The 21,416-nt window shown below is 45.8% G+C and carries 19 protein-coding genes; 14 read left to right on the top strand and 5 right to left on the bottom strand.

The window, feature by feature from the left end; translation table 11 throughout:
* The first annotated feature begins 216 nt into the window (after window positions 1-216).
* Both G395_RS0110125 and G395_RS0110120 read left to right on the top strand, forming a co-directional pair.
* Window positions 217-915: a ferritin-like domain-containing protein gene (locus G395_RS0110125; RefSeq protein WP_035360886.1), complete on the top strand. Its 699-nt coding sequence runs from the start codon at window positions 217-219 to the stop codon at window positions 913-915.
* A gap of 20 nt (window positions 916-935) precedes the next feature.
* Window positions 936-1,754, top strand: coding sequence for a ferritin-like domain-containing protein (locus G395_RS0110120; protein ID WP_026629937.1), 819 nt, complete (start codon window positions 936-938; stop codon window positions 1,752-1,754).
* Between the two features lie 99 nt (window positions 1,755-1,853).
* On the opposite strand, the gene hemA is transcribed toward G395_RS0110120, so the two are convergent.
* Window positions 1,854-3,116 carry a glutamyl-tRNA reductase gene (gene hemA / locus G395_RS0110115; protein ID WP_026629936.1) on the bottom strand — a complete coding sequence of 421 codons (1,263 nt, stop codon included), beginning with the start codon at window positions 3,114-3,116 and terminating at the stop codon, window positions 1,854-1,856.
* Window positions 3,117-3,321: 205 nt separating this feature from the next.
* Between hemA and G395_RS0110110 the strand changes: the two genes are divergently transcribed.
* Entirely contained in the window at window positions 3,322-4,599 is a 1,278-nt protein-coding gene (locus G395_RS0110110; protein ID WP_026629935.1) for a sensor histidine kinase, read from the top strand.
* 9 nt (window positions 4,600-4,608) lie between these two features.
* Here G395_RS0110110 and G395_RS0110105 read toward each other — a convergent pair whose 3' ends face one another.
* Window positions 4,609-5,136, bottom strand: a complete 528-nt coding sequence (locus tag G395_RS0110105) for a hypothetical protein (RefSeq protein WP_026629934.1) — start codon at window positions 5,134-5,136, stop codon at window positions 4,609-4,611.
* 29 nt (window positions 5,137-5,165) lie between these two features.
* Entirely contained in the window at window positions 5,166-5,690 is a 525-nt protein-coding gene (locus G395_RS0110100) for a hypothetical protein (protein ID WP_026629933.1), read from the bottom strand.
* A 38-nt stretch (window positions 5,691-5,728) separates the two neighbouring features.
* Here G395_RS0110100 and G395_RS0110095 point away from each other — a divergent pair, with 38 nt between their 5' ends.
* The 5 genes from G395_RS0110095 (at window position 5,729) to gloA2 (ending at window position 11,108) form a co-directional block, all read left to right on the top strand.
* On the top strand, window positions 5,729-6,784 hold the full coding sequence (locus G395_RS0110095) for a phenylacetate--CoA ligase family protein (RefSeq protein WP_026629932.1): 1,056 nt from the start codon (window positions 5,729-5,731) through the stop codon (window positions 6,782-6,784).
* Between the two features lie 238 nt (window positions 6,785-7,022).
* On the top strand, window positions 7,023-7,622 hold the full coding sequence (locus G395_RS0110090) for a gluconate 2-dehydrogenase subunit 3 family protein (RefSeq protein ID WP_026629931.1): 600 nt from the start codon (window positions 7,023-7,025) through the stop codon (window positions 7,620-7,622).
* A gap of 67 nt (window positions 7,623-7,689) precedes the next feature.
* Window positions 7,690-9,408 (top strand): GMC family oxidoreductase, encoded by a 1,719-nt coding sequence (locus G395_RS0110085; RefSeq protein WP_026629930.1) that lies wholly within the window; start codon window positions 7,690-7,692, stop codon window positions 9,406-9,408.
* A gap of 84 nt (window positions 9,409-9,492) precedes the next feature.
* Entirely contained in the window at window positions 9,493-10,680 is a 1,188-nt protein-coding gene (locus G395_RS0110080; protein ID WP_310588858.1) for an acyltransferase family protein, read from the top strand.
* 38 nt (window positions 10,681-10,718) lie between these two features.
* Window positions 10,719-11,108 carry an SMU1112c/YaeR family gloxylase I-like metalloprotein gene (gene gloA2 / locus G395_RS0110075; RefSeq protein ID WP_026629928.1) on the top strand — a complete coding sequence of 130 codons (390 nt, stop codon included), beginning with the start codon at window positions 10,719-10,721 and terminating at the stop codon, window positions 11,106-11,108.
* 9 nt (window positions 11,109-11,117) lie between these two features.
* Here gloA2 and G395_RS0110070 read toward each other — a convergent pair whose 3' ends face one another.
* A complete protein-coding gene (locus G395_RS0110070; protein WP_026629927.1) occupies window positions 11,118-11,600 on the bottom strand; it encodes a hypothetical protein in 483 nt (160 codons plus the stop codon).
* Window positions 11,601-11,945: 345 nt separating this feature from the next.
* Here G395_RS0110070 and G395_RS0110065 point away from each other — a divergent pair, with 345 nt between their 5' ends.
* From G395_RS0110065 to G395_RS0110050, 4 genes are all read left to right on the top strand, one after another.
* Window positions 11,946-14,243: a peptidylprolyl isomerase gene (locus tag G395_RS0110065; protein WP_051350101.1), complete on the top strand. Its 2,298-nt coding sequence runs from the start codon at window positions 11,946-11,948 to the stop codon at window positions 14,241-14,243.
* A gap of 81 nt (window positions 14,244-14,324) precedes the next feature.
* Window positions 14,325-15,698: a peptidylprolyl isomerase gene (locus G395_RS0110060; RefSeq protein ID WP_211237763.1), complete on the top strand. Its 1,374-nt coding sequence runs from the start codon at window positions 14,325-14,327 to the stop codon at window positions 15,696-15,698.
* A gap of 53 nt (window positions 15,699-15,751) precedes the next feature.
* Window positions 15,752-16,714 (top strand): AAA family ATPase, encoded by a 963-nt coding sequence (locus G395_RS0110055; protein ID WP_026629924.1) that lies wholly within the window; start codon window positions 15,752-15,754, stop codon window positions 16,712-16,714.
* 14 nt (window positions 16,715-16,728) lie between these two features.
* On the top strand, window positions 16,729-18,321 hold the full coding sequence (locus G395_RS0110050) for an aldehyde dehydrogenase (NADP(+)) (protein WP_026629923.1): 1,593 nt from the start codon (window positions 16,729-16,731) through the stop codon (window positions 18,319-18,321).
* Here the strand turns inward: G395_RS0110050 and truA are convergent.
* Window positions 18,314-19,051 (bottom strand): tRNA pseudouridine(38-40) synthase TruA, encoded by a 738-nt coding sequence (gene truA / locus G395_RS0110045; protein ID WP_026629922.1) that lies wholly within the window; start codon window positions 19,049-19,051, stop codon window positions 18,314-18,316. The two genes, G395_RS0110050 and truA, sit on opposite strands and share 8 nt — an antisense overlap.
* 109 nt (window positions 19,052-19,160) lie before the next feature.
* On the opposite strand from truA, the gene G395_RS0110040 reads away from it, so the two are divergent.
* Together G395_RS0110040 and G395_RS0110035 are read left to right on the top strand one after the other, a co-directional pair.
* Window positions 19,161-20,831, top strand: coding sequence for a glutamine--tRNA ligase/YqeY domain fusion protein (locus G395_RS0110040; protein WP_026629921.1), 1,671 nt, complete (start codon window positions 19,161-19,163; stop codon window positions 20,829-20,831).
* Window positions 20,832-20,977: 146 nt separating this feature from the next.
* A complete protein-coding gene (locus G395_RS0110035) occupies window positions 20,978-21,325 on the top strand; it encodes a hypothetical protein (RefSeq protein WP_229204122.1) in 348 nt (115 codons plus the stop codon).
* Window positions 21,326-21,416: the final 91 nt, after the last annotated feature.

Genomic DNA, 21,416 nt, shown 5'->3' with positions numbered 1-21,416 from the left:
AATTTGAAAAATATTTTCTAAGTAAATAATACAATGATTGCGCCAAATATCCTTCGTTTAAATTGGATTAATACAAAATCAAAAAATAGTATTCCTAAAAGTTGCAAGATAATTCCCTGATACTTAATCCATAAAGATTTATACAGCGTAAGTCTGCCAGGACCAGGATGGAAATTCTGAAACGGTTCACAATAAACTTCAAACACTTTCCTGATTATGAAACAAACATTAACTCAAATTTCTGAACCTTCTGAGGGCGCGATGCTATCAAAAGTGGGCAGACGTTACTTCCTGAGATCTGCGGGTGTTGCCGCTGCCACAGGAGCATTTATCCTTGGTGCCTGCACAGAGCAGGATCTGGCCTCCGACGACACTGTAAACCTTGGAACAGGTGATCTTGGTATTCTTAACTATGCGTATGCATTGGAACAGCTTGAAGCTGCATTCTACACGCAAGTAATGATGACTCCTTATCTGAACATGACAGATATGGAAAAATGGATCCTTACCGATATTCGTGATCACGAAATCGTCCACAGAGAGTTTTTCAAAACTGCATTGGGCAGCAACGCCATCAAAGGCCTTACTCCTAACTTCTCTTCTATTGACTTTGCTGACCGCAAAAGTGTACTTGGCGCGGCAAAATTGTTTGAAGATACTGGCGTAGCTGCTTACAACGGCGCTGGCAAGCTGATTAAGGACGTTAATTATCTGCTTGTTGCGGGTAAGATCGTATCTGTTGAAGCGAGACACGCTTCTGCAATCGCCGATTTGATCAATCCGAATGCATTGGAATTCGCAGGTGGACAGATCAACAATATGGGCTTGGAAAATGCTTTTTCTCCGTCCGTAATTTTGAGCGGTGTTGCACCATTTATTATGGATAAAATCAGTGGAAAAGATCTGCCACGCTAACTTTTAAAAAACTTACTGACATGAATATTTTTAGAATACTAGACAGCATTCAACAAGTTGACGGTGATGCAGCAGGGCGTCTTGCGCACTCCACCCGTCGCATGTTTATGAATCGTGTAGGCAGCACACTTGCTTCGGCAGCTGTCCCAACTGTTTTCGCTTCCATTGTAAATAAGGCATATGCCGCTACGCCATCTGTAACAGATATACTTAATTTCGCCCTGACGCTGGAATATCTTGAAGAGACATTCTACTTCCAGGCAAACAGAATGACCAATTTCATTCCTGCGGAATACACATTGGTTTTCTCACAAATCGAAAGACACGAAACGCAACACGTAGAATTCTTGAAATCTGCTTTGGGCAGTGCTGCTGTTGATCGTCCTCAGTTTGACTTCACATATGGTGGAGCTTTCCCAGATGCATGGACTAACTTCATGACATTCATCACGATCTCGGCTGCTTTGGAAGACACGGGTGTACGTGCTTACAAAGGACAAGCAGGAAACCTGATCGGTTCTCCTCAGATCCTTGAATACGCATTGCAGGTTCACTCGGTAGAGGCACGCCACGCTTCGCTGGTAAGAAGGATCCTTGGTCACCTGAAAAAGGATCCAATGATGAAAGGATGGATCACGCAAGATAAAGGTTTCCCGGAAGCAGTTTACAAAGGCGCTACGCCTGAGTCTAACACAGTTCACGCTGGTTTGGATGCTGCTACGCTACCAGGTATTATGGGCATTAGCAGAGACGCAGTAACAGAATCATTTGACGAACCTTTGACTATGGAAGAGGTTTTGGCAATCGCAGGACCATTTATCAAGAAAATGGGAATGTAATAAGAAACAATTAATTATTGTGGAGGGTAAGGTAATACATAAGAAAGGATGGCAAATGCCATCCTTTCTTTTTGATATACAATAAATATGAAATCTTGATTAATGCTTTTCCGCTTGTTTTTCCAAATTGAAGAGGTCATTCAACACGTCGATGAGCGTTTCTGCTTCTCCCCTTTTGCACGCCGCCTTCAATTGAAGCACAGGAAGTTTCAGGATTTTCTGCATCATGCTGGTTGTGATGCGTTCCACTTTTTCAAGTTCAGAATCCGTCAGGTTTTTAGTAAAACGCGTGAGTTCTTCTTTTCTGATCTGCTCCAAAGCCCCTTTCAGTTTCTGAATGGTTGGTGACACGACCATTTCTTTGGACCAGTCATTGAATTCAATAACAGCTTCATCAATGATCTCACGCACATGCGGCACGGCTTCCAGGCGGCGGTGCAATGCCTGATCCGCTTTGGAACGAATGGAATCGATTGTATAAAGCATTACGCCAGGAATTTCCTCTACTTCCGGGGAAACGCTGCGTGGTACGGAAAGGTCAATGAAATATTTGAAAGACATCCCGCGCAAGCGAACCATCATTTCTTTCGTAAAGAAAGGATCATCGCGAACGATGGAAGAAACAATGATATCCGCTCTGGAAATCTCGCCCTCGATGTCAGAAAAGTCTGCTACGCGGAAGCCAAGTTCCTCAGCCAGCTTATCCGATTTATCCCTCGACCGGTTTACGATGGTAACCTCAGCAGTTCCTTTTTTCTGAGCCAGGTTGCGGCAAACATCCGCCCCTATCTCGCCCAATCCTACGATAAGCACTTTCGGATTTGGCATTAATCCTTCCAGCAATTCTACGGCTGCATAAGAAATAGAAGCAGCTCCGTCACGGAAGAAAGTCTCCTGCGCTACGCGCTTATTGGCAAAGAAAATGGTATGTAAAAGTCTGTGTAAGAATGGCCCGGCCATATTAAGGTCTGCCGACCATTGATATGCATGTTTGATCTGATTTGGAATCTGCATATCACCCACAACCTGCGATTGCAAGCCCGTAGCAACCTGAAATAGATGCTGCACTGCACTCTCGCCCGCTGAAAAACGCTCAAAATAGGATTTGAACGACTCAATGTCAGCAACGCCCTTTTGGATCAGGAGCATTTTGATGATCTCCTCATTCAGGTCCGTTGCGGCGGAATAGTATATTTCGGTGCGGTTGCAGGTGGAGACAACAAGGACATCGGAAACATCAAAGAAATCTTTCAGCCTGAGCATCATGCTTTTCGCCTCCGCCTCATTCAATGCAAGCTGTTCTCTGATTGCCAGAGTAGCATTCCGATGTGATAAACTTATTGATTTGAACTGATTATACATCACTGGTTCTTATTCGGTACACAAAAGTACGGCACAAAACTTACAATAGGAACGTGTGTAAAGCACCGGAAGTTTATTTAGAAATCTTACAAATAACAATCGCCTGCAAACATCGATTTCTTTCGTTCCAGGCCACTAAGCACGAATATTTTACGTTATTTACAGGATATAACATTAACTGCGGGAAATGCGTGCCCGCCCATGAATGATTAGCGAAACTCCAAAGCAAAAGCCTCGTTTTCGGCTGCATCCCGTTGCCATTCTGAACAGCCAGCGCCTGCGCCGCTCTCTGATGGACACGTATGATCAGAAAAGCTTTTATAAGTACATCATTGGCATTATCCTGCTTTTGCTCAGCATCGGATCGTTATTTTATACTGATAAACTGGTGGAAGAGCTGGAACAACGGGAAGAACGCGAAGTTCAGCTTTATGCGGAAGGAATGCGATATGTGTTCAACAGTCCCTTTGACGAGAACTTCAATGTGGTGTTCCAGGTGATCCAGGATGCGGTGAATTTTTACCAGATCCCGGTCATTTATGTCAACGAAAATAATCTGCCTAATCCCAACAAGAACATTGAATTCCCAAAAAATGCCGGCCGTGCCGAGCGCGAGCGGATCATCCAGGATAAGCTCGCTGAAATGAAATTGGAACATCCGCCAATTCCGGTTGATCTGGGGAAAGGTCGGACAGGGAACATTTATTACAGCAACTCGTTCCTGCTCACCCAATTACGTTATTACCCATTCTTGCAGCTTTCGGTGATGCTCTTGATCGGCTATCTGGCTTATCTGGCGTTCAGTTCGGCTCGAAAAGCGGAGCAAAACCGTGTTTGGGTTGGTTTGGCCAAAGAAACGGCGCATCAGTTGGGAACGCCCCTTTCGTCTCTGATGGCCTGGGTAGAATATTTCCGGAGCGATCCCAGCATCGATCCGTCCATTGCAGAAGAAATAGAAAAGGATGTGATCCGGCTCGAAATGATCACTACGCGCTTTTCAAACATTGGTTCGGTGCCAACTTTGAAGGAAGAACCTGTTACGGAGATCGTGACGAATTTTATCAGTTACCTGGAAAAACGTGTTTCTTCCAAAGTGAAATTTTCGGTCTTCAATCAGCTCGCGCACGAACAGACGGCATTACTGAATAAAAACCTTTTTGAATGGGTAATTGAAAATGTCTGCAAAAATGCGGTGGATGCCATGGGTGGGATCGGCGAGATTAATGTTACACTTCAGGCACCGCCTAACACTAAAGAAATCTGGATTGATATTGCAGATACAGGAAAAGGAATGAGCAAGGCCAATATGAATAAGATTTTCAATCCCGGATTCAGCACGAAGAAGCGCGGCTGGGGATTGGGATTGACATTAGCCAAAAGGATTATTGAAAACTATCATTCTGGAAAGCTCTTCGTAAAAAGCTCCGAAATCGGCCGGGGAACAACTTTTCGCATCCTGTTGAATGCAAATATCATTGAGTAGCGAAAGCTTCTATCTATAACCGGGAACAGTGACAATGTCCGTTTCGACCTGGTTGCTGTAATGCAATGCCCTGTCGCGTATCCGGACCTTGTATTTTTGCTCAATATCCATCGAGGAATTCCCGTAAGGTCTTTTCAGCTCATAATCAAGCTTACCTTTTATAGGGCCTGTCTTACCGTCGGGTTTCAGGATAGGCATCCACATAATAGAATCACTAGACAAAATACGCTCATCCCAGGAGCCATCGGCATTTTTTGTAAGTGTGGTCAGCTCATAGTTTCCACGCTTGCCGTATATCGAATTGAAAGTTTCGTCAGAACGCTCATCCGCCGTTGCACCCAGATCTCCGTCCTTGTCCTCAAAAGTGACAGTAATTACTACATTTTCCCGCAGCTTCTTGCCTGTAACAGGATCTGTTTCCGTGGACTGATCAATGGATGCATATTCAATCCTGGGGACCGAATCAAAATCCGGCGCAGGCACGCAAGCGGTTAATGATGCTGATATACAGAGAAACAATGCGCTGGAAACTTTCATAATCAATCTGTTGAAGGGTGTGACAATGCTTAACGGTAACCAGGGACCTGAATGCTGTCTGTCTGGATCTGCTCGCTGACATTCAATGCCCGGTCACGGATACGCACTTTAAATCTCACATAAACCGGAACCGTGCTATTACCATATAGAAAGCTTGTATTCAAGTCTAACTTTCCTTTGATAGGACCTGGCTTGCCGTCAGGTTTCAAGATAGGCATCCATTTGTATTGATCTTCCGCAAGAATAGACTCCGTCCATTTGCCATCCGATCCTTTTCTTGCCGTGACTAGCTCGTAGTTACCCCATTTTCCGTAAGGCCTTACAAAGGATGAATCCGAACGTTCATCAGCGGAAGCGCCAAGGTCACCGTCACCGTCTTCAAAGTCGATGGTAATGATCACATTCTCGCGAACTTTCTTGTCGGCAGAATCAGTTTCTGTAAACTGATCGATACCATTATAATATATTTTGGGTGTGTTATCGAAGTCCGGGATATCCACGCAGCCTAATGCTCCTGCTGCCAAAATGATGAATAGGGAAACTTTCAATTGCATATTAGCTTTGTATTTATATTTCTACGAAAGTAACAGTATTGGAACTTCAAAACAACAAATCTCAAACCGAAAAACGGCAGGCACTGCGTGAGCAGATCCTCGCCTTACAACTTGCTAATTTCGAGCGTCTTACACTGGAAACTTTTCGCTATCAGGCAGCATATAACCCGGTTTACAATCAGTATCTCAAAAATCTGAACATTAACCCGGAGCATATTACCCGCCTGACCCAGATTCCCTTTTTGCCCGTTCAGTTTTTTAAAAACCACGTTATCCGGACCGGCGACCTGCCAGCGGCTTCCGCTATTTTCCAAAGCAGCGGAACAACCGGCCAGCAAACAAGCCAGCACCATTTGTTCGACGGGACATTATATAAGGACGTCTCCGCTCGCATTTTTCGGGAAAATTTTGGTGACCTGAAACAGTTCCATATTCTGGCGCTGCTTCCATCATATCTTGAACGAAACAACTCTTCGCTGGTGTATATGATGCAACATTTTATTGAGGAAAGCCGGTCACATTTATCCGGTTTTTATCTTAAAAATGTGGACGATCTGCTTGAAACGCTCACTTTTCTTGCAAACAACCCCGACGGAAAGAAGGTCCTCATGTTAGGAGTAACATTTGCCCTGCTGGACCTGGCCGAGAGCGACCACGATCTCTCGTTTTTAACCCAAATAAAAGACCTTACGGTGATGGATACTGGCGGCATGAAAGGGCGGCGGCAGGAGCTTTTAAGAGAAGAAGTGCACGACATCCTTACCGGCAGACTTGGTGTTGACAAAATCCATTCTGAATATGGCATGACCGAAATGCTTTCGCAAGGCTATTCACACGGCGCGGGGCTGCTCGTGCCGGGCTTTTCAATGCGCATTTTGCTGCGGGATATCAATGATCCTTTTGCTATTTACGATCACAATATAAACAGTTCCAAAACCGGCGGCATTAACGTTATCGATCTGGCCAACCTGGATAGCTGCTCATTCATAGAGACCCAGGACCTCGGCAGATTCGGCGAAAAGGAAGGCTCGTTTTATGTCATGGGCCGCTTTGATAATTCTGACATCCGTGGTTGCAATTTAATGGTAATATAAGTCGTTCATTGTTGCGGCAACCAAAATTGTCCATGCTAAGAAAGTACACATTAATGCGTTTTTAATATCGCCATGCGCATTGACAGTGAGTTACATAGCCTTTGTTTACATTATATAGAATTGTTCTAAGAACCCGTAAACAGAGAATATTTCATAAATTAGCAGGCTTTTTAAAATTGCATTAATCAAATGTATTATTACACTTTGGATTGTTAACCTATCATATAAAGTATATCAAATGAAAAGACGTGATGCCCTTGGTCGTGTGGCACTTTTAATGGGTGGTGCACTCTCAGCCCCCACCATGCTGGCTTTTCTCGAAAGCTGCAAAAAAGCTTCTGATACTGCTACCGGGATTACTTTTCCGTTTACCCCGGAAAGACAGGCGCTGGTTGCTGAGGTTACCGAGATGATTATCCCAAAAACTGACACTCCGGGAGCGAAGGATGCGAAAGTAGGTGAGTTTATTGAAAAAATGATGAAGGATTGCTATTCCGAGCCAGAGCAGAAAAGCTTCAATAAAGGATTAGATGAGCTTGAAAAGAAAGATTTCATGAAGGCAACGCCACAAGACAGAACGGCGATCCTGACCGAAATGGAAAAGGCGTCCAAAGCAGATCTGGCGAAGGCAGACACGGAAAAGAAAAAGTATACAGAGGCTGGAAAAGAATATACAGATGCACCCGTGCCATTCTTCCGGTTATTGAAGGAGCTTACCTTACTAGGTTATTTCACATCAGAGCAAGGTGCAACGCAAGCGCTTGAATACGTGGCAGTTCCGGGACGCTATGACGGCTGTATCGATTACAAACCGGGACAAAAAGCGTGGGCCTTGTAAGGACCGCATTTCCAGAATTTTTTAGGCCGGCATCTGGCCAAGTCATTAATTTCGAAAAACATTCATCATGAATTTAAACATAAAAGCAGCGAAACAAACCACATACGACGCAATCGTGGTTGGATCGGGAATCAGCGGCGGCTGGGCAGCTAAGGAATTGACAGAAAAAGGCTTGAAAGTGGTCATGCTCGAACGAGGCCGCGACATCAAGCATATTACCGACTATAAAACAGCAACGCTTGCCCCCTGGGAATTTGAACACAGAGGCCGTGTTACCACCATTGCCAAAGAACAATACTGGGCAGGGATCAGAACAGGGTATACAGCCAATGAAGAATGGGCATATCTGTTTGAAAACGATAAAGAAAACCAGTACGAAGAAACCCGCAAATTCGACTGGATCCGTGCCTATCACGTAGGCGGACGCTCGCTGCTGTGGGGACGTCAGAGCTATCGCCTAAACCCGATGGACTTCGAAGCGAATGCAAAAGACGGCATCGCGGTAGACTGGCCGATCCGTTACAAGGACATTGCTCCCTGGTATGACTACGTGGAGAAATTTGCGGGGATCAGTGGTGCGAAAGACGGTTTGGATGTATTGCCGGACGGAAATTACCTGCCTCCAATGCAAATGAACTGCGTTGAAAAACACGTAAAAGGCGAAGTCGAGAAGAAATTTGCAGGCCGCCACATCATTATGGGCCGCGCCGCGCACTTAACCCAGCCACAAGCTTTCCATACCGAGCTGGGACGTGCTGCTTGTCAGTTCCGTAACATGTGTATGCGCGGGTGCCCTTACGGTGCCTATTTCAGTACACAATCGGCAACGCTTCCAGCTGCGCAAAGAACGGGTAATCTTACATTGGTGCCTGATTCTATCGTTTCGGAAGTGATTTACGATGACAAGCTGGGCAAAGTAACAGGTGTTCGTGTGATCAACCAGAACACATTGGAAACCAAGGAATACTATGCAAAAATTGTTTTCCTGAATGCTTCGGCGATTGCCTCTGCTTCTATTTTGATGAACTCCAAGTCGAAACGTTTCCCGAATGGTCTGGGAAATGAAAGTGATCAGCTGGGACGTAACATTATGGACCACCACCTGGCAGTTGGCGCGAGAGCGGATGTGGATGGTTTTGAAGACAAATATTATTTCGGAAGACGTGCAAACGGAATCTATATCCCACGTTATCGCAACTGGGGCGACGACAAGCGCGATTACATCCGTGGCTTCGGTTACCAGGGAGGCGCAAGCCGCGAAAGCTGGGGACGCGGCGTTGGAACAGACGGTTTCGGTGCTGATTTCAAGAAGTCGCTCTCAGAGCCAGGCGGATGGAATATGAACATTCAGGGTTTCGGTGAGATGATCGCGGACGAAAAAAACCGCTTTACATTGCACCCGACCAAGAAAGACAAATGGGGACTTCCACTTGTGGTTTTTGATGCAGCTTACGGTGAAAACGAGCGGAAAATGCGCGTTGACATGATGAATGATGCAGCGGAAATGCTGGAAGCAGCAGGTTTGAAAAATGTGACGCCATACATTGACGATTCCAAACACCCAGGCATTGGTATCCACGAAATGGGCACAGCCCGGATGGGTAGTGATCCAAAAACTTCTGTTTTGAATAAAAACAATCAGGTTTGGGGCGCAGAAAATGTGTATGTAACGGATGGCGCATTCATGACTTCCGCTTCTTGCGTGAACCCGTCGCTAACCTACATGGCCATGACGGCACGTGCGGCCGACCATGCCGTGAAAGAGCTAAAAAAGATGAATGTTTAGTTAAGCATATTTCAATTGAAAAAACCTCGCTGGGTATATCCGGCGGGGTTTTTTCTTTTATGCTCTGACTAAACCCATCAAAATTTGAAAGAGTATATACCCGCGCCCAAACGTGTTTCATCCATCGATGCCTATCGGGGATTTGTAATGTTCCTGATGATGGCCGAAGTGCTGCGGTTGGGAAAAGTTGCGGAAGCCTTTCCAGGCAGTTCTTTTTGGGCATTTCTGGATTATCATCAAAGTCATGTGGAATGGGTAGGCTGCTCTTTGCACGACATGATCCAGCCTTCTTTCTCGTTCTTGGTCGGGGTGGCACTTCCCTACTCTATCGCCAGCCGTGCTAGCCGGGAGCAAAGTACAACCGTAATGTGGCTGCATACATTCAGGAGGTCGCTGACGTTGATTTTGCTTGGCATTTTCCTGCGTTCCATGCATAGCGAGCAGACCAACTTTACTTTTGAAGATACATTAACGCAGATCGGCTTAGGCTATCCTATCTTATTCGCCCTCGGGTTTATGGGCGAACGCACGCAATGGGGGGCGCTAGGCGGGATTTTACTTGCATACGGACTCGCATTCGCATTATACAGCCTGCCCGGGCCTTACTTCGACTGGTCAGAAACGGGCAATGTCGCCAACTGGGAGCACAATCTTAAAGGCTTTGCCGCACATTGGAACAAGAATACAAACATTGCCTGGGCATTTGATCGCTGGTTCCTGAATTTATTTCCGCGACCCGAAACATTCAAATTCAACGGAGGCGGATATAGCACATTGAGTTTCATTCCCACATTAGGAACCATGATCCTCGGCCTTATTGCAGGAAAATGGCTTAAATCCGCCACGGCTTCCATCTGGTTGCTCAAACGCCTCGCTGTAACAGCGGCAATCCTGCTGGCGCTGGCATTGGTCCTTAATTTCGCGGGCATTAACCCCATCGTGAAACGCATCTGGACGCCTGCATGGACGCTTTTCAGTGGAGGAGTTTGTATGTTGTTCCTGGCTGGATTTTACTTTATTGTTGATGTAAAACAAAAGCAGCGGTTCTTCTTTCCACTTATCGTCATTGGCACCAATTCAATTGTAGCCTACGTAATGGCTGAAACCATTGTCAGCTTTATAGACAGCTCATTCCGGATTAATGTCAGCCAAAATTATGACCTGATTTTCGGGCCAGATTACCAGCCGTTGGTTCGCGGTGCAGTTATTCTGATGGTGGAATGGGCGATCCTGTATTGGTTATACGTACGAAAGATATTTATCAGGATTTAAAATATGCGGTCTATATTTGAGAGCTATAACCCCGTATCATGAAACTACTCAAAGCCGTACACCACATTGCCATCATTTGCTCGGATTACGAAAAATCCAAACATTTTTATACGGATATCCTCGGCTTTGAAATTGAAAGAGAGGTGTACAGATCAGAAAGGGACTCTTATAAGCTTGATCTTTCGCTCAACGGGCAATACATTATCGAGCTGTTTTCCTTCCCCAGTCCGCCTAAGCGTCCGTCGCGGCCCGAGTCGACCGGCGTGCGGCACATTGCTTTTCAGGTGGATGATATAGAACCAGCGATTGTGCAGTTGCGAAAAAAAGGGATCGTTACGGAGGCCGTGAGAGTGGATGAATTTACCGGCAAAAAATTTACATTCTTTGCCGATCCTGACGACCTGCCTATTGAATTATATGAGATCTGATTTTGCAGATCAGGCAGCAGCGGTATAACCGACCCTGCTTCTGGTCCCGACTTCCAGCTTGCATAACGATTCGTAAAATTCAGAGATACGCACCAAATGTTCGTCCAGCATTTGTCTTGCTTCCGAATCCTTATCAACGTAAGTACGCAGCTTTTTGTAGAGCTGCAATGTAGCTGCTTCTACCTTTTTTAGACAAGTTGCAATTTCTTCTTTTTCTTCCACGTCTTCCAGCAATTTTAGTGCTGCCCGGGCCGTGATATGATTGGTTTCGCCTAACTCTTTGTCCGTTAGGAAACACTTAAAATAATCATAAATCCACTTGATCTCCTTTTGGAATAATAAAGCACTTACATGGCCCTGGCTGAGAATACGCCTGCAAGGGCCCATATTGTCCTTCTTCAATGCTTCTAAATAAAGGAGTTCTCTGGTTTTCTGCTCGATCCACAATGCTCTGATTGCCTGAACGAAATCATTCTTTTTACTCTCTTCCATGACCAACCTTTTTTAAGAACTACTTTTGCTGGCGTCTGCTAAAAAAATTGTGCCTAAAAACGCTTAAAAAGGACATTTATAATTATTGAACCAAAGATTCATGCAGGAGTGCAAATAGAGGGACTTCTACACCGGTTTCCTAAGAATAGCCATGATGCAAACGTTTGCAGTGGGGCGATCACGCCATACTGAGAATCCCAGCTACTGTGGACAACAGAGAACAAATCGGCTGCCTGTACGTTATATTTTTGATCTGTTCGGAAAGCGTCTAACTTTGCCGGCTTTACCAGCGTCGTAAGGCAGCCGTATATTGCCGGAAGCCTCTTTAAAATTCGATTTGTAGATATGCCTAAAATAGAATATAACATTGCCCTGCTTGCGATTTTAGCCGTAAGCTCCTGTAAAACAACCGCACCTCCTCAACAAGCAGCAGTAGTAACCGAAACGCCCGCTTTACTGGAAATAGGGAACGAGAAATTTTCGATTGAAGATTACCAGGATTCGTATAACAAAAACAAAAATGCTTCTGATTCAACGCGTGAATTAACCCCGGAAGAATATTTTAATTTGTATAAAGATCTTAAAATCAAGGTCCTGCATGCCAGGCAAGAAGGGAAAGACACCACTCAGGACTATAAAGAGGAAATCACCTCCTACCGCGAACAGCTCGCGAAAAACCACCTGGTCGACAAATCACTTGTCGAAAAACTTTCGAATGAAGCTTATAACCGCCTGAAACAGGAGGTAAGAGCTTCCCATATCCTGATCGGTGTTTCGGAAGATGCTTCTCCGGCCGATACTTTGGAAGCCTACCGCGCGGCCATCGCATTAAGGGGAAGATTGGAGGAAGGCAATGATTTTGGCGACCTCGCCGCAAAATTCTCGAAAGATCCCGTTGCATCAAAAACCAAAGGCGATCTGGGTTATTTTACCGCTTTTCAGACCTTATATCCCATTGAAACCGCTGCTTATACGTTGCCGGTTGGAAAAGTTTCGCAGCCCGTACGGACAAAGGCAGGCTATCATCTGGTGAAAGTAACAGATCGCCGTTCGAACCGGGGGATGGTTCGGATTGCGCATATCATGGTTCAGCAGGATACGGCAGGAACTGCAGCGCAAAAAGAGTCTGCCAAAGCGCGGATCGATGAGGCCTATACGCTGCTACAAAGCGGTGAAGATTGGGAAGCAGTCGTGGAAAGTTTTTCAGACGACAAACAATCCAGAAAAAACAGCGGGTTACTCCCCATGTTTGGCATCGGGCAAATGGTGCCCGAAATTGAAGAAGCGGCCTTTGCATTGACCAAGGTGAACGCCTATTCCAAACCTCTCCTGACCATGTATGGCTGGCACATTGTGCGGCTGGCAGAAAAGCGCAGCCTGGAACCATATGCAACCATGGCGCCGTCGCTGCGGAAAAAAGTGGTGACGGATTCGAGAGGTAAAGTGCTGGAACAAGCCAATGCGAAACGGCTCAGGGAGAAATACAAAGTGCAGGAATTTGCAGAACAGTGGAAAACGGTTGCGGCGTTGGGAGACAGCAGCATTACCAGCGGAAACTGGGATTATTTAAGTGCGGTATCAACAGATTGGGCTTCGGTTGCGTTATTTAAGATTGAAGAGCAATCTTTCGATGCACTGGGCTTTTTGAACTATGTAAAAACAAAGCAGCAGGTAAAACCGAAAGATGCATCGCCTGCGGTTGTGTTTCGGAAATATTACAATGACTATGTGACGGAAAGCCTGGCTGTCTTTGAAAAGGAACATTTGGAAGAAACCAATGCTGAGTTCCGGAGCATGATCAGCGAGATTAAAGAAGGGGTGCTGCTTTCGCAAGTAATGGAGGAGAATGTATGGGGACGTTCATTGACGGATTCAACGGGCCAAAAAGCTTTTTACGACCAGCATAAGGACCGGTATCAGTTCCCTGAACGCGCGCTGGCAACCATTGTTTCGGCCAAAGACACACAAACTGTAAACGCGATCAAGAGAACATTGGCACAGAGCCCCTACAAGCTGGAAAGAAGATCCAAGGAAATCTTGTTCGCAGCCAATGCCAGCGAAATTGATAATGAGCAGCTTGATGCGCTCACCGACGTTTATATTGTAATGGAAAAGAATCCTGATTACATTGTAGAAATTGCAGGTTACAGATCGGCGGACGAAAGTGAAGCCACATCCGCCAACCGGATCAGGAATGTTGTAAAGTATTTGAATGGCCGGAATATCCCGATTTTACGGATCATTGAAAAAGATTATGGTTCGTTCAGGCAGACTGCCGAAGCCGACCGCAACCGGCGGGTAGGCTTCCAGTTTTATAGCCAGTCGAAAGGTGACGTGGAGAAAGTTTATAATGCAGACGCTCCCGACGCCGTTATTATCCGGGACGGATATTTTACAAAAGACAACCCATTATTTGCCCAATTCAAATGGCAGACGGGCGAACAAACTGTGACGGATAACAACATGGTTTTCTGGACTTCCGTACAAAAAATAGAGCCGTCACGCGGAAAGACATTTGCAGAAGCGCGTGGAAGCGTGATCAACGATTATCAGAAAGAGTTGGAAAAACAGTTGGTAAACCGGCTGGAAGCGAAATTCCCTGTTAAAGTGAATGCGCAAGAATTAGAAAAAATTAAGCGTTAAGCGTATTTTAGCATTTCGTAAACCGTTTTCTAATCAAAAACCATAGTAACCCGAACAGATTAAGGAGAATCAAATAACCATATGAAAATAAATAAAGTAATTGCGCCCGGTCTGATAGCAGTGTTCTCACTGTTTTTCAGTCTCATCAGTGTCGGACAGGGGCAGCAGGGAATCAGCATTGATAAAATCATTGCCCGGGTTGACAATCACTACATTCTGAACTCCGAATTGGAGGAAATGTACAATCAATACAAAGCAGAAGGACGCGCCGCTCCCGAAAAATGCCAGCTTCTGGAATCACTTATTATCAACAAAATGCTTCTTGCCAAAGCCGAAATTGATTCGGTTGTGGTGGAAGACAAAGAAGTCGACGGCGAGCTGGATGCCAAAATGGGCTACATGGTGCAGCGTTTCGGATCTGAAAAGAACATTGTAGAAGCCTACGGTAAAAGCATTGAAAACCTGAAAAGCGAGCTTCGCACGCAGGTGAAGGAGCAAAAAATCGTGGAGAAAATGCAGCGGACCATTTCAGGCAATGTAAAAATTACGCCGAATGAAGTGCGCAAGTTTTTTAATTCCATTCCAAAAGACAGTCTTCCTTACATTCCTTCCGAAGTCGAAATCGGGCACATTGTGAAGCTGGGAACAGTTACCCGCGAGCAGAAGGACAAGCTGAAACAACAATTGCTTGAATTGAAGCAACGCGCTGAAAAAGGTGAAGACTTCGCTACATTGGCGCAGATCTACTCAGAAGACCTTGGTTCAGCAAAAAATGGCGGTGACCTGAACTTTGCGAAACGTGGTGCAATGGTTCCCGAGTTTGAAGGAGCTGCATTATCATTGAAACCAGGTGAAATGTCGGATATCGTTGAGTCACAATTTGGTTTTCACTTAATTAAGCTTATTGAAACGCGCGGTGCGGAATATCACGCCAGACACATCCTGCTTCGTCCTGACTATAACAAAGGAACGGATATGACTTCTGCGGTCCGCGCTCTGGACAGTCTTAGAAATCTGATTGAAATCGATACATTGAAATTCGCGAAAGCGGCTTTGGACAACTCGGAAGATAAAGAAACAGCAGAATCCGGTGGTTTAATCATGGATAGAAATACAGGTTTGGCGCGCCTTACACTGGATGCTTCCATGGACCCGGCACTATATTTTGCTATCGACACCATGAAAGTGGGCGATCTGAGCAAACCGGTTGCCTATCGTACGGAAGACGGAAGAAGCGCCATGCGTATCATCTGGTACAAAAGCAAATCGGAGCCGCACACGGCTAATCTCCGTGATGATTACGAGAAACTCGCTCAGATCGTGCTGAGCAACAAACGGAACAATGCATTGGAGGAATGGTTTAAAAAAGCGCAGGGCGACGTTTTCATCAGCATCGAGCCGGAATATAAAGATTGTAAAGTGCTCGGATTAGAGGCTTTGGCAAACGATATTTAGCTTTTCAGGACAGGGTTGCGGTTAAAGGAGTTGAAAATTTAATCTGATACATCGTGAAGTATTCATCGGACGTTGAAGCTGCCGAAGCTATGAAAGTAGCTTATGATAAAATCCGGAGTGAGATTGGGAATGTAATAATCGGGCAAGATGAGGTTGTTAAAGGACTACTAACCGCGATTTTCTGCCAGGGCCATTGCCTTTTGGTGGGTGTGCCGGGATTAGCCAAAACGCTTCTCATCCAGACCATTGCTTCTTCACTCGATCTTAATTTTAACCGGATCCAGTTTACGCCTGACTTAATGCCGTCAGACATTCTGGGATCTGAAACATTGGACCAGAACCGCAATTTCAAGTTTATTAAAGGGCCTGTTTTTGCCAACATTATCCTGGCCGACGAGATTAACCGGACGCCACCCAAAACGCAATCCGCGCTGTTGGAAGCCATGCAGGAATATTCCGTTACCATTGCCGGGGCGAAGCACGCGCTGGAACGTCCTTTCTTCGTACTGGCTACCCAAAACCCCATTGAGCAGGAAGGAACTTATCCCCTGCCCGAAGCCCAGCTCGACCGCTTTATGTTCATGATCCAGCTGGATTATCCTTCTTATGCAGAGGAAGTAAACATTGTTAAAAACACCACCAACGACGTTCGTTATCAGGTTAAAAAAGTCGTGACTTCCGAGGAGATCATGGATTTCCAGCATTTGGTAAGACGCGTTCCGGTAACTGATCACGTCATTGAATATGCGGTTAAACTGGTTCACAAAACCAGACCCGCTGCCGGCCTTGCCGTAAAAGACACCAACGATTATCTCGACTGGGGCGCTGGTCCCCGTGCCTCACAGGCGCTGATCCTGGCAGCCAAATGCAATGCATTGCTTTCAGGTAAATATTCTCCCGACATTGAGGACGTAAAAGCAGTTGCATTGCCCGTGCTACGGCACAGAATCATCCGGAATTTCAAAGCCGAAGCCGAAGGAATTTCAGTAGATGACATCATTGCACGTCTCGTCTGACACAATCTTAACTTATGGAAATCAAAGGTAAAAACTACATTGGCTATTCACTTTCTGGCCAGGGCGACCGCACATTTCAATCCTATGTGCCAGCCAAAGATTCATTTCTTCCTGAAAATTTCCATACGGCGACGATTGAAGAAGTCGAAAACACCATGTCGCTTGCCAGCAAGGCATTTGGCGAATACGCAAAAATTCCTGCCGCCAAAAAAGCTGATTTTCTAATTGCCATTACCGAAGAGATCCTGGCGATTGGCGACGTCTTACTTGAAAGAGCAAATCTGGAAACAGGCCTGCCTATTGCCCGCCTGCAAGGTGAACGCGCCCGCACGACCAATCAGCTGACGCAATTTGCGGAATTGCTCCGCGAAGGCTCATGGGTGGACGCGTCCGTCGACACGGCCCTACCCGACAGCACGCCCGTTCACAAGCCCGACATCCGCAAGATGCTCGTTCCGATTGGTCCGGTTATCGTTTTCGGTTCGAGTAACTTCCCATTTGCGTATTCCGTAGCCGGTGTGGACACTGGCCCGGCATTGGCGGCCGGAAACCCGGTCATTGTAAAAGCCCACGCAGCACATCCCGGCGTAAGCGATCTGACGGCGCAGGCCATTGTAAAAGCCGCGCAAAGGACCGGAATGCCGAATGGCGTTTTTTCCATGCTATATGACGATGGTTTTGAAGTAGGGACAGCATTGGTTAAGCATCCTGCCAGTAAAGCTGTTGGTTTTACAGGTTCGATGAAAGGTGGAATGGCGCTGTTTAAAATGGCGCAGGAGCGCGAGGAACCCATTGCCGTCTTTGCTGAAATGGGCAGCGTTAACCCCATCGTTGTTCTTCCGGATTATCTGGAACACAATGCATTGGAACTTGGGAAAACGCTTGCAGGTTCGGTAAGCCTGGGAGCCGGACAATTCTGTACGAATCCCGGACTTGTGTTTGTTACAAAAACGCAGGGCCTGATCGCATTTACGGATTCTTATAAAAATGAAATCCTGAAAACCACATCTGCCACAATGCTTACGGCGGGCATTTGTAAAAATTATTACAAGCTCCGCGATCATGCGTTTGAACAGGAAGATGTTTCCAGACTCGCCGTTTCAGAGCAAATGTCTGAGGGAGAAAATCAGGCGCAGACATCCATAGCAACAGTTTCTGCGCAAAGTTTTATTGCCAATCCAAAATTGCATGAAGAAGTTTTCGGGCCATTCTCGCTGCTTGTCATTTGTGAGCATACGGATGAAATGCTTGAAGCGATTTTACATTTAAAAGGACAGCTTACCTGCTCGCTGATGGCAGAGGAGCATGAGGTGCACGCGCACCAGGCTATTGTAGACAAGCTCGCGCAAATTTCCGGCCGATTTATCCTGAATGGCGTTCCTACCGGCGTGGAGGTTTGCCCTTCTATGCATCATGGAGGGCCTTTTCCGGCAACTGCGGATGCGAAATTCACTTCTGTTGGCAGACATTCGATCCTACGTTTCGTCCGTCCGCAATCATTTCAGGGCTGGCCTGACGCGCTGCTGCCGGATGAATTGAAGAACAGCAATCCGCTGGGCATTTTCAGGCTGGTTAACAATCAGTTCAGCCAGGAGGCCATTAAATAAAATCATAACCCACTTCAACCAGAAAAAGACCTTCCGCAGGTGCCTGAGCGCCTGCTACTTTTCTGTTTTTTGCCAGGATAACCTGTTCAAATTCAGCAACACTCCGCTTCCCCTTTCCTACTTCCAGCAGCGTCCCAACCAGCGCCCTCACCATTCCGCGCAGGAAACGGTTTGCACGGATATGAAAAACGAGCATATCTCCCGCTTCAATCCAAATTGCCTCCGTAATCGTGCATCTGAAATTATTGACTTGCGTATGGATCTTGCTAAAACTTTCAAAATCGTTGTATCGGAGAAGCAGCGCTGCCGCTTCGTTCATTTGCTCAGTGTCAAGATCCGCTTTTAATTGAAAAGCCAAATCAGTGAGAAATGGATTTTTCCGCCTCGTGATGCGGTATTCGTATTTGCGGTGCGTGGCTGCAAAACGTGAGTTAATGTCGTCCCCAACCGGGACGATGCGCTTTACAGCAATGTCCCTGGGAATAAGCCCATTGAGCTTGTAGATCAGCAGCTCGAAATCGGCTATCTCATTTTCTAAATCAAAATGCGCAAATTGTTGTTCTGCATGTACGCCGGTGTCTGTCCTGCTGCTGCCTGTGATTTCAATGGGTAACCTCAGGACTTTCGCGAGCGCTTCTTCCAGCACCTGCTGGACGCCTAATGCGTTGTTTTGTTTTTGCCAGCCATTATAGGCCGTTCCTTTATAGCTGAATTCGAGAAAATAGCGCATTTTGCAAAAGTAACGGAAACAGCCCGGATTTGCGATTTGCCGCGGTTCGTTGCTGATAATGTTGGGAAGAAGGTTAACTTTGAAAATCGAAAAATATTTCCAGTTTAGTATGATTACGGAAGAGAAAAAAGAAGAGAAAAGCCTGAATTTTATAGAGGAAATTGTGGAGGCGGATTTGCAGGCAGGAAAATACACCCAGATCATCACCCGATTTCCCCCTGAACCAAACGGCTATTTACATATCGGCCATGCATCCAGCATTTGCCTCAATTTTGGTTTGACCAAAAAATTTCCTGGCTATACAAACCTTCGTTTTGACGATACCAACCCGGTTACCGAGGATACGGAATATGTGGAAAGCATTAAAAACGATATCCGGTGGATGGGTTTTGAATGGGAAAACGAGCTTTACGCTTCCGATTATTTCGATACATTATACGAATATGCTGTTGAGCTGATCAGCAAAGGACTGGCCTATGTGGACGATTCAACTTCCGAGGAAATAGCGCTGCTCAAAGGCACTCCGACGGAGCCCGGGAAAGACAGCATTTACAGGAGCCGCTCGGTTGAAGAGAACCTTGCGCTTTTTGAACAAATGAAAAATGGCGGTTTTCCGGACGGAAGTCGCACATTACGCGCCAAAATTGACATGGCGCACATCAATATGCTCATGCGCGACCCGATCCTTTACCGGATCAAACACGCCCATCATCACCGTACAGGCAACAAATGGTGCATTTACCCCATGTACGACTTTGCGCATGGTCAAAGCGATTCGATTGAAACGGTTACACATTCTATATGCACATTAGAGTTTGTGCCGCATCGTGAATTGTATGACTGGATCATTGAAAAGCTCGGCATTTATCCATCGCATCAATACGAATTCGCACGCCGTAACCTGAATTATACGGTGACCAGCAAGCGAAAATTATTACAACTGGTTCAGGAAAAGCACGTAAACGGCTGGGACGATCCGAGAATGCCAACCATCAGCGGCTTGCGCAGAAGGGGTTACACCCCGGAAAGTATCCGCGATTTTTGTGACCGGATCGGTGTGGCGCGTCGTGAAAATATGATCGATGTCGGCCTGTTGGAATTTTGCGTTCGCGAAGATTTGAATAAAAAAGCATTGCGGAGAATGGTAGTTCTGGATCCTTTGAAAGTGATCATTACCAACTTCCCGGAAGGCGTTACCGAGATGTGCCACAGTGAAAACAATCCGGAGGACGTAGCTACAGGGAACCGCGAAGTTCCTTTTTCCAGGGAGATTTATATTGAAAAAGAGGACTTTATGGAAACGCCATCCAAGAAATATTTCCGTTTGGCGCCTGGAAAAATGGTCCGCTTGAAAAGTGCATACATCATTCAATGTGATGATTTTGTTAAAGACGAAAATGGCGAAATCACAGAGGTGCATTGCTCATATATCGAGAACAGCAAAAGCGGGCACGATACCACCGGTATCAATGTGAAAGGAACATTGCACTGGGTTTCCGTTCCGCACGCGCAGGGAGTTGAAGTTCGCCTTTACGACCGTCTTTTCTCCGTTGAAGATCCGTCTTCGGAAGAAGGTGATTTCAAAGACTATATCAATCCCAATTCACTGGAAATCATCACAGGCTATGCAGAACCGGCACTTAATGAAGCCAAAGAAGGCGAATCATTCCAATTCCTAAGAAAAGGCTACTTCGCCAAAGACCCCGACAGCACCGCCGAAAAACTCGTTTTCAACAGAACAGTAACATTAAGAGACAACTGGGCCAAGGCTGGGAATTAGCATTGCTGACATTAAAAGCAATCTGGTCACATGGAATGTCAATTCTTCTTCCATGTAATTAGATTGCTTACAAATAAACTTGCTTGACATTTAGTTTGCGGTTATATTTGTGCAACAATTTCCACGATTCAAATAGATTGCTGTCAGTGAATACCCCAAATGAATTGTTTAGTACTGCGAAAGGATCTAGCTTACAGTGCGATTTAACTTCTAAGATCATTCTTCATTTTGGTGAAATGCAGGCGTCGTTCAGGATTCAGGACTTTCTGAGTTTCCGCCGCTTCATTAACAATATCGACATTCACAGCAAGATTTTTGACCTGTCAGATGAGTCTGACTATGGGTTTGTTGAAGCGCCTCAGCTCAACATTTACCAGAAGCTTACCCTTTGCGAGCTGATCCAGTTAAGAGAACTGGTAAATGGCACCCACTTCGCAATCGAACTTAATTCCCTTTTGCATCAACTCTTATTCAGCGAGCCGGAATTAGTCTAAATAGCTCATTTCGATCATATTAGACCAATTCCAAATTTCGGGTTTCGTTTGCAATGCTGAACTTTCGCATGATATTTGTACTTGTTAATAC

The organism is Dyadobacter alkalitolerans DSM 23607, from assembly GCF_000428845.1.
In the GTDB taxonomy this organism is placed as follows: Bacteria; Bacteroidota; Bacteroidia; order Cytophagales; family Spirosomataceae; genus Dyadobacter; species Dyadobacter alkalitolerans.
The sequence above is the reverse complement of the archived record's forward strand: the minus strand, read 5'-3'. Positions and strand labels throughout refer to the sequence as shown.

Bases quoted from the DNA above. Each gene is read 5' to 3' on its own strand.
- truA (WP_026629922.1), bottom strand. From the start codon at position 19,051: ATGCGCTATTTTCTCGAATTCAGCTATAAAGGAACGGCCTATAATGGC.
- G395_RS0110065 (WP_051350101.1), top strand. From the start codon at position 11,946: ATGCCTAAAATAGAATATAACATTGCCCTGCTTGCGATTTTAGCCGTA.
- G395_RS0110090 (WP_026629931.1), top strand. From the start codon at position 7,023: ATGAAAAGACGTGATGCCCTTGGTCGTGTGGCACTTTTAATGGGTGGT.
- gloA2 (WP_026629928.1), top strand. From the start codon at position 10,719: ATGAAACTACTCAAAGCCGTACACCACATTGCCATCATTTGCTCGGAT.
- G395_RS0110100 (WP_026629933.1), bottom strand. From the start codon at position 5,690: ATGCAATTGAAAGTTTCCCTATTCATCATTTTGGCAGCAGGAGCATTA.
- G395_RS0110105 (WP_026629934.1), bottom strand. From the start codon at position 5,136: ATGAAAGTTTCCAGCGCATTGTTTCTCTGTATATCAGCATCATTAACC.
- G395_RS0110120 (WP_026629937.1), top strand. From the start codon at position 936: ATGAATATTTTTAGAATACTAGACAGCATTCAACAAGTTGACGGTGAT.
- G395_RS0110110 (WP_026629935.1), top strand. From the start codon at position 3,322: ATGATTAGCGAAACTCCAAAGCAAAAGCCTCGTTTTCGGCTGCATCCC.
- G395_RS0110085 (WP_026629930.1), top strand. From the start codon at position 7,690: ATGAATTTAAACATAAAAGCAGCGAAACAAACCACATACGACGCAATC.
- G395_RS0110125 (WP_035360886.1), top strand. From the start codon at position 217: ATGAAACAAACATTAACTCAAATTTCTGAACCTTCTGAGGGCGCGATG.
- hemA (WP_026629936.1), bottom strand. From the start codon at position 3,116: ATGTATAATCAGTTCAAATCAATAAGTTTATCACATCGGAATGCTACT.
- G395_RS0110070 (WP_026629927.1), bottom strand. From the start codon at position 11,600: ATGGAAGAGAGTAAAAAGAATGATTTCGTTCAGGCAATCAGAGCATTG.
- G395_RS0110050 (WP_026629923.1), top strand. From the start codon at position 16,729: ATGGAAATCAAAGGTAAAAACTACATTGGCTATTCACTTTCTGGCCAG.
- G395_RS0110060 (WP_211237763.1), top strand. From the start codon at position 14,325: ATGAAAATAAATAAAGTAATTGCGCCCGGTCTGATAGCAGTGTTCTCA.
- G395_RS0110040 (WP_026629921.1), top strand. From the start codon at position 19,161: ATGATTACGGAAGAGAAAAAAGAAGAGAAAAGCCTGAATTTTATAGAG.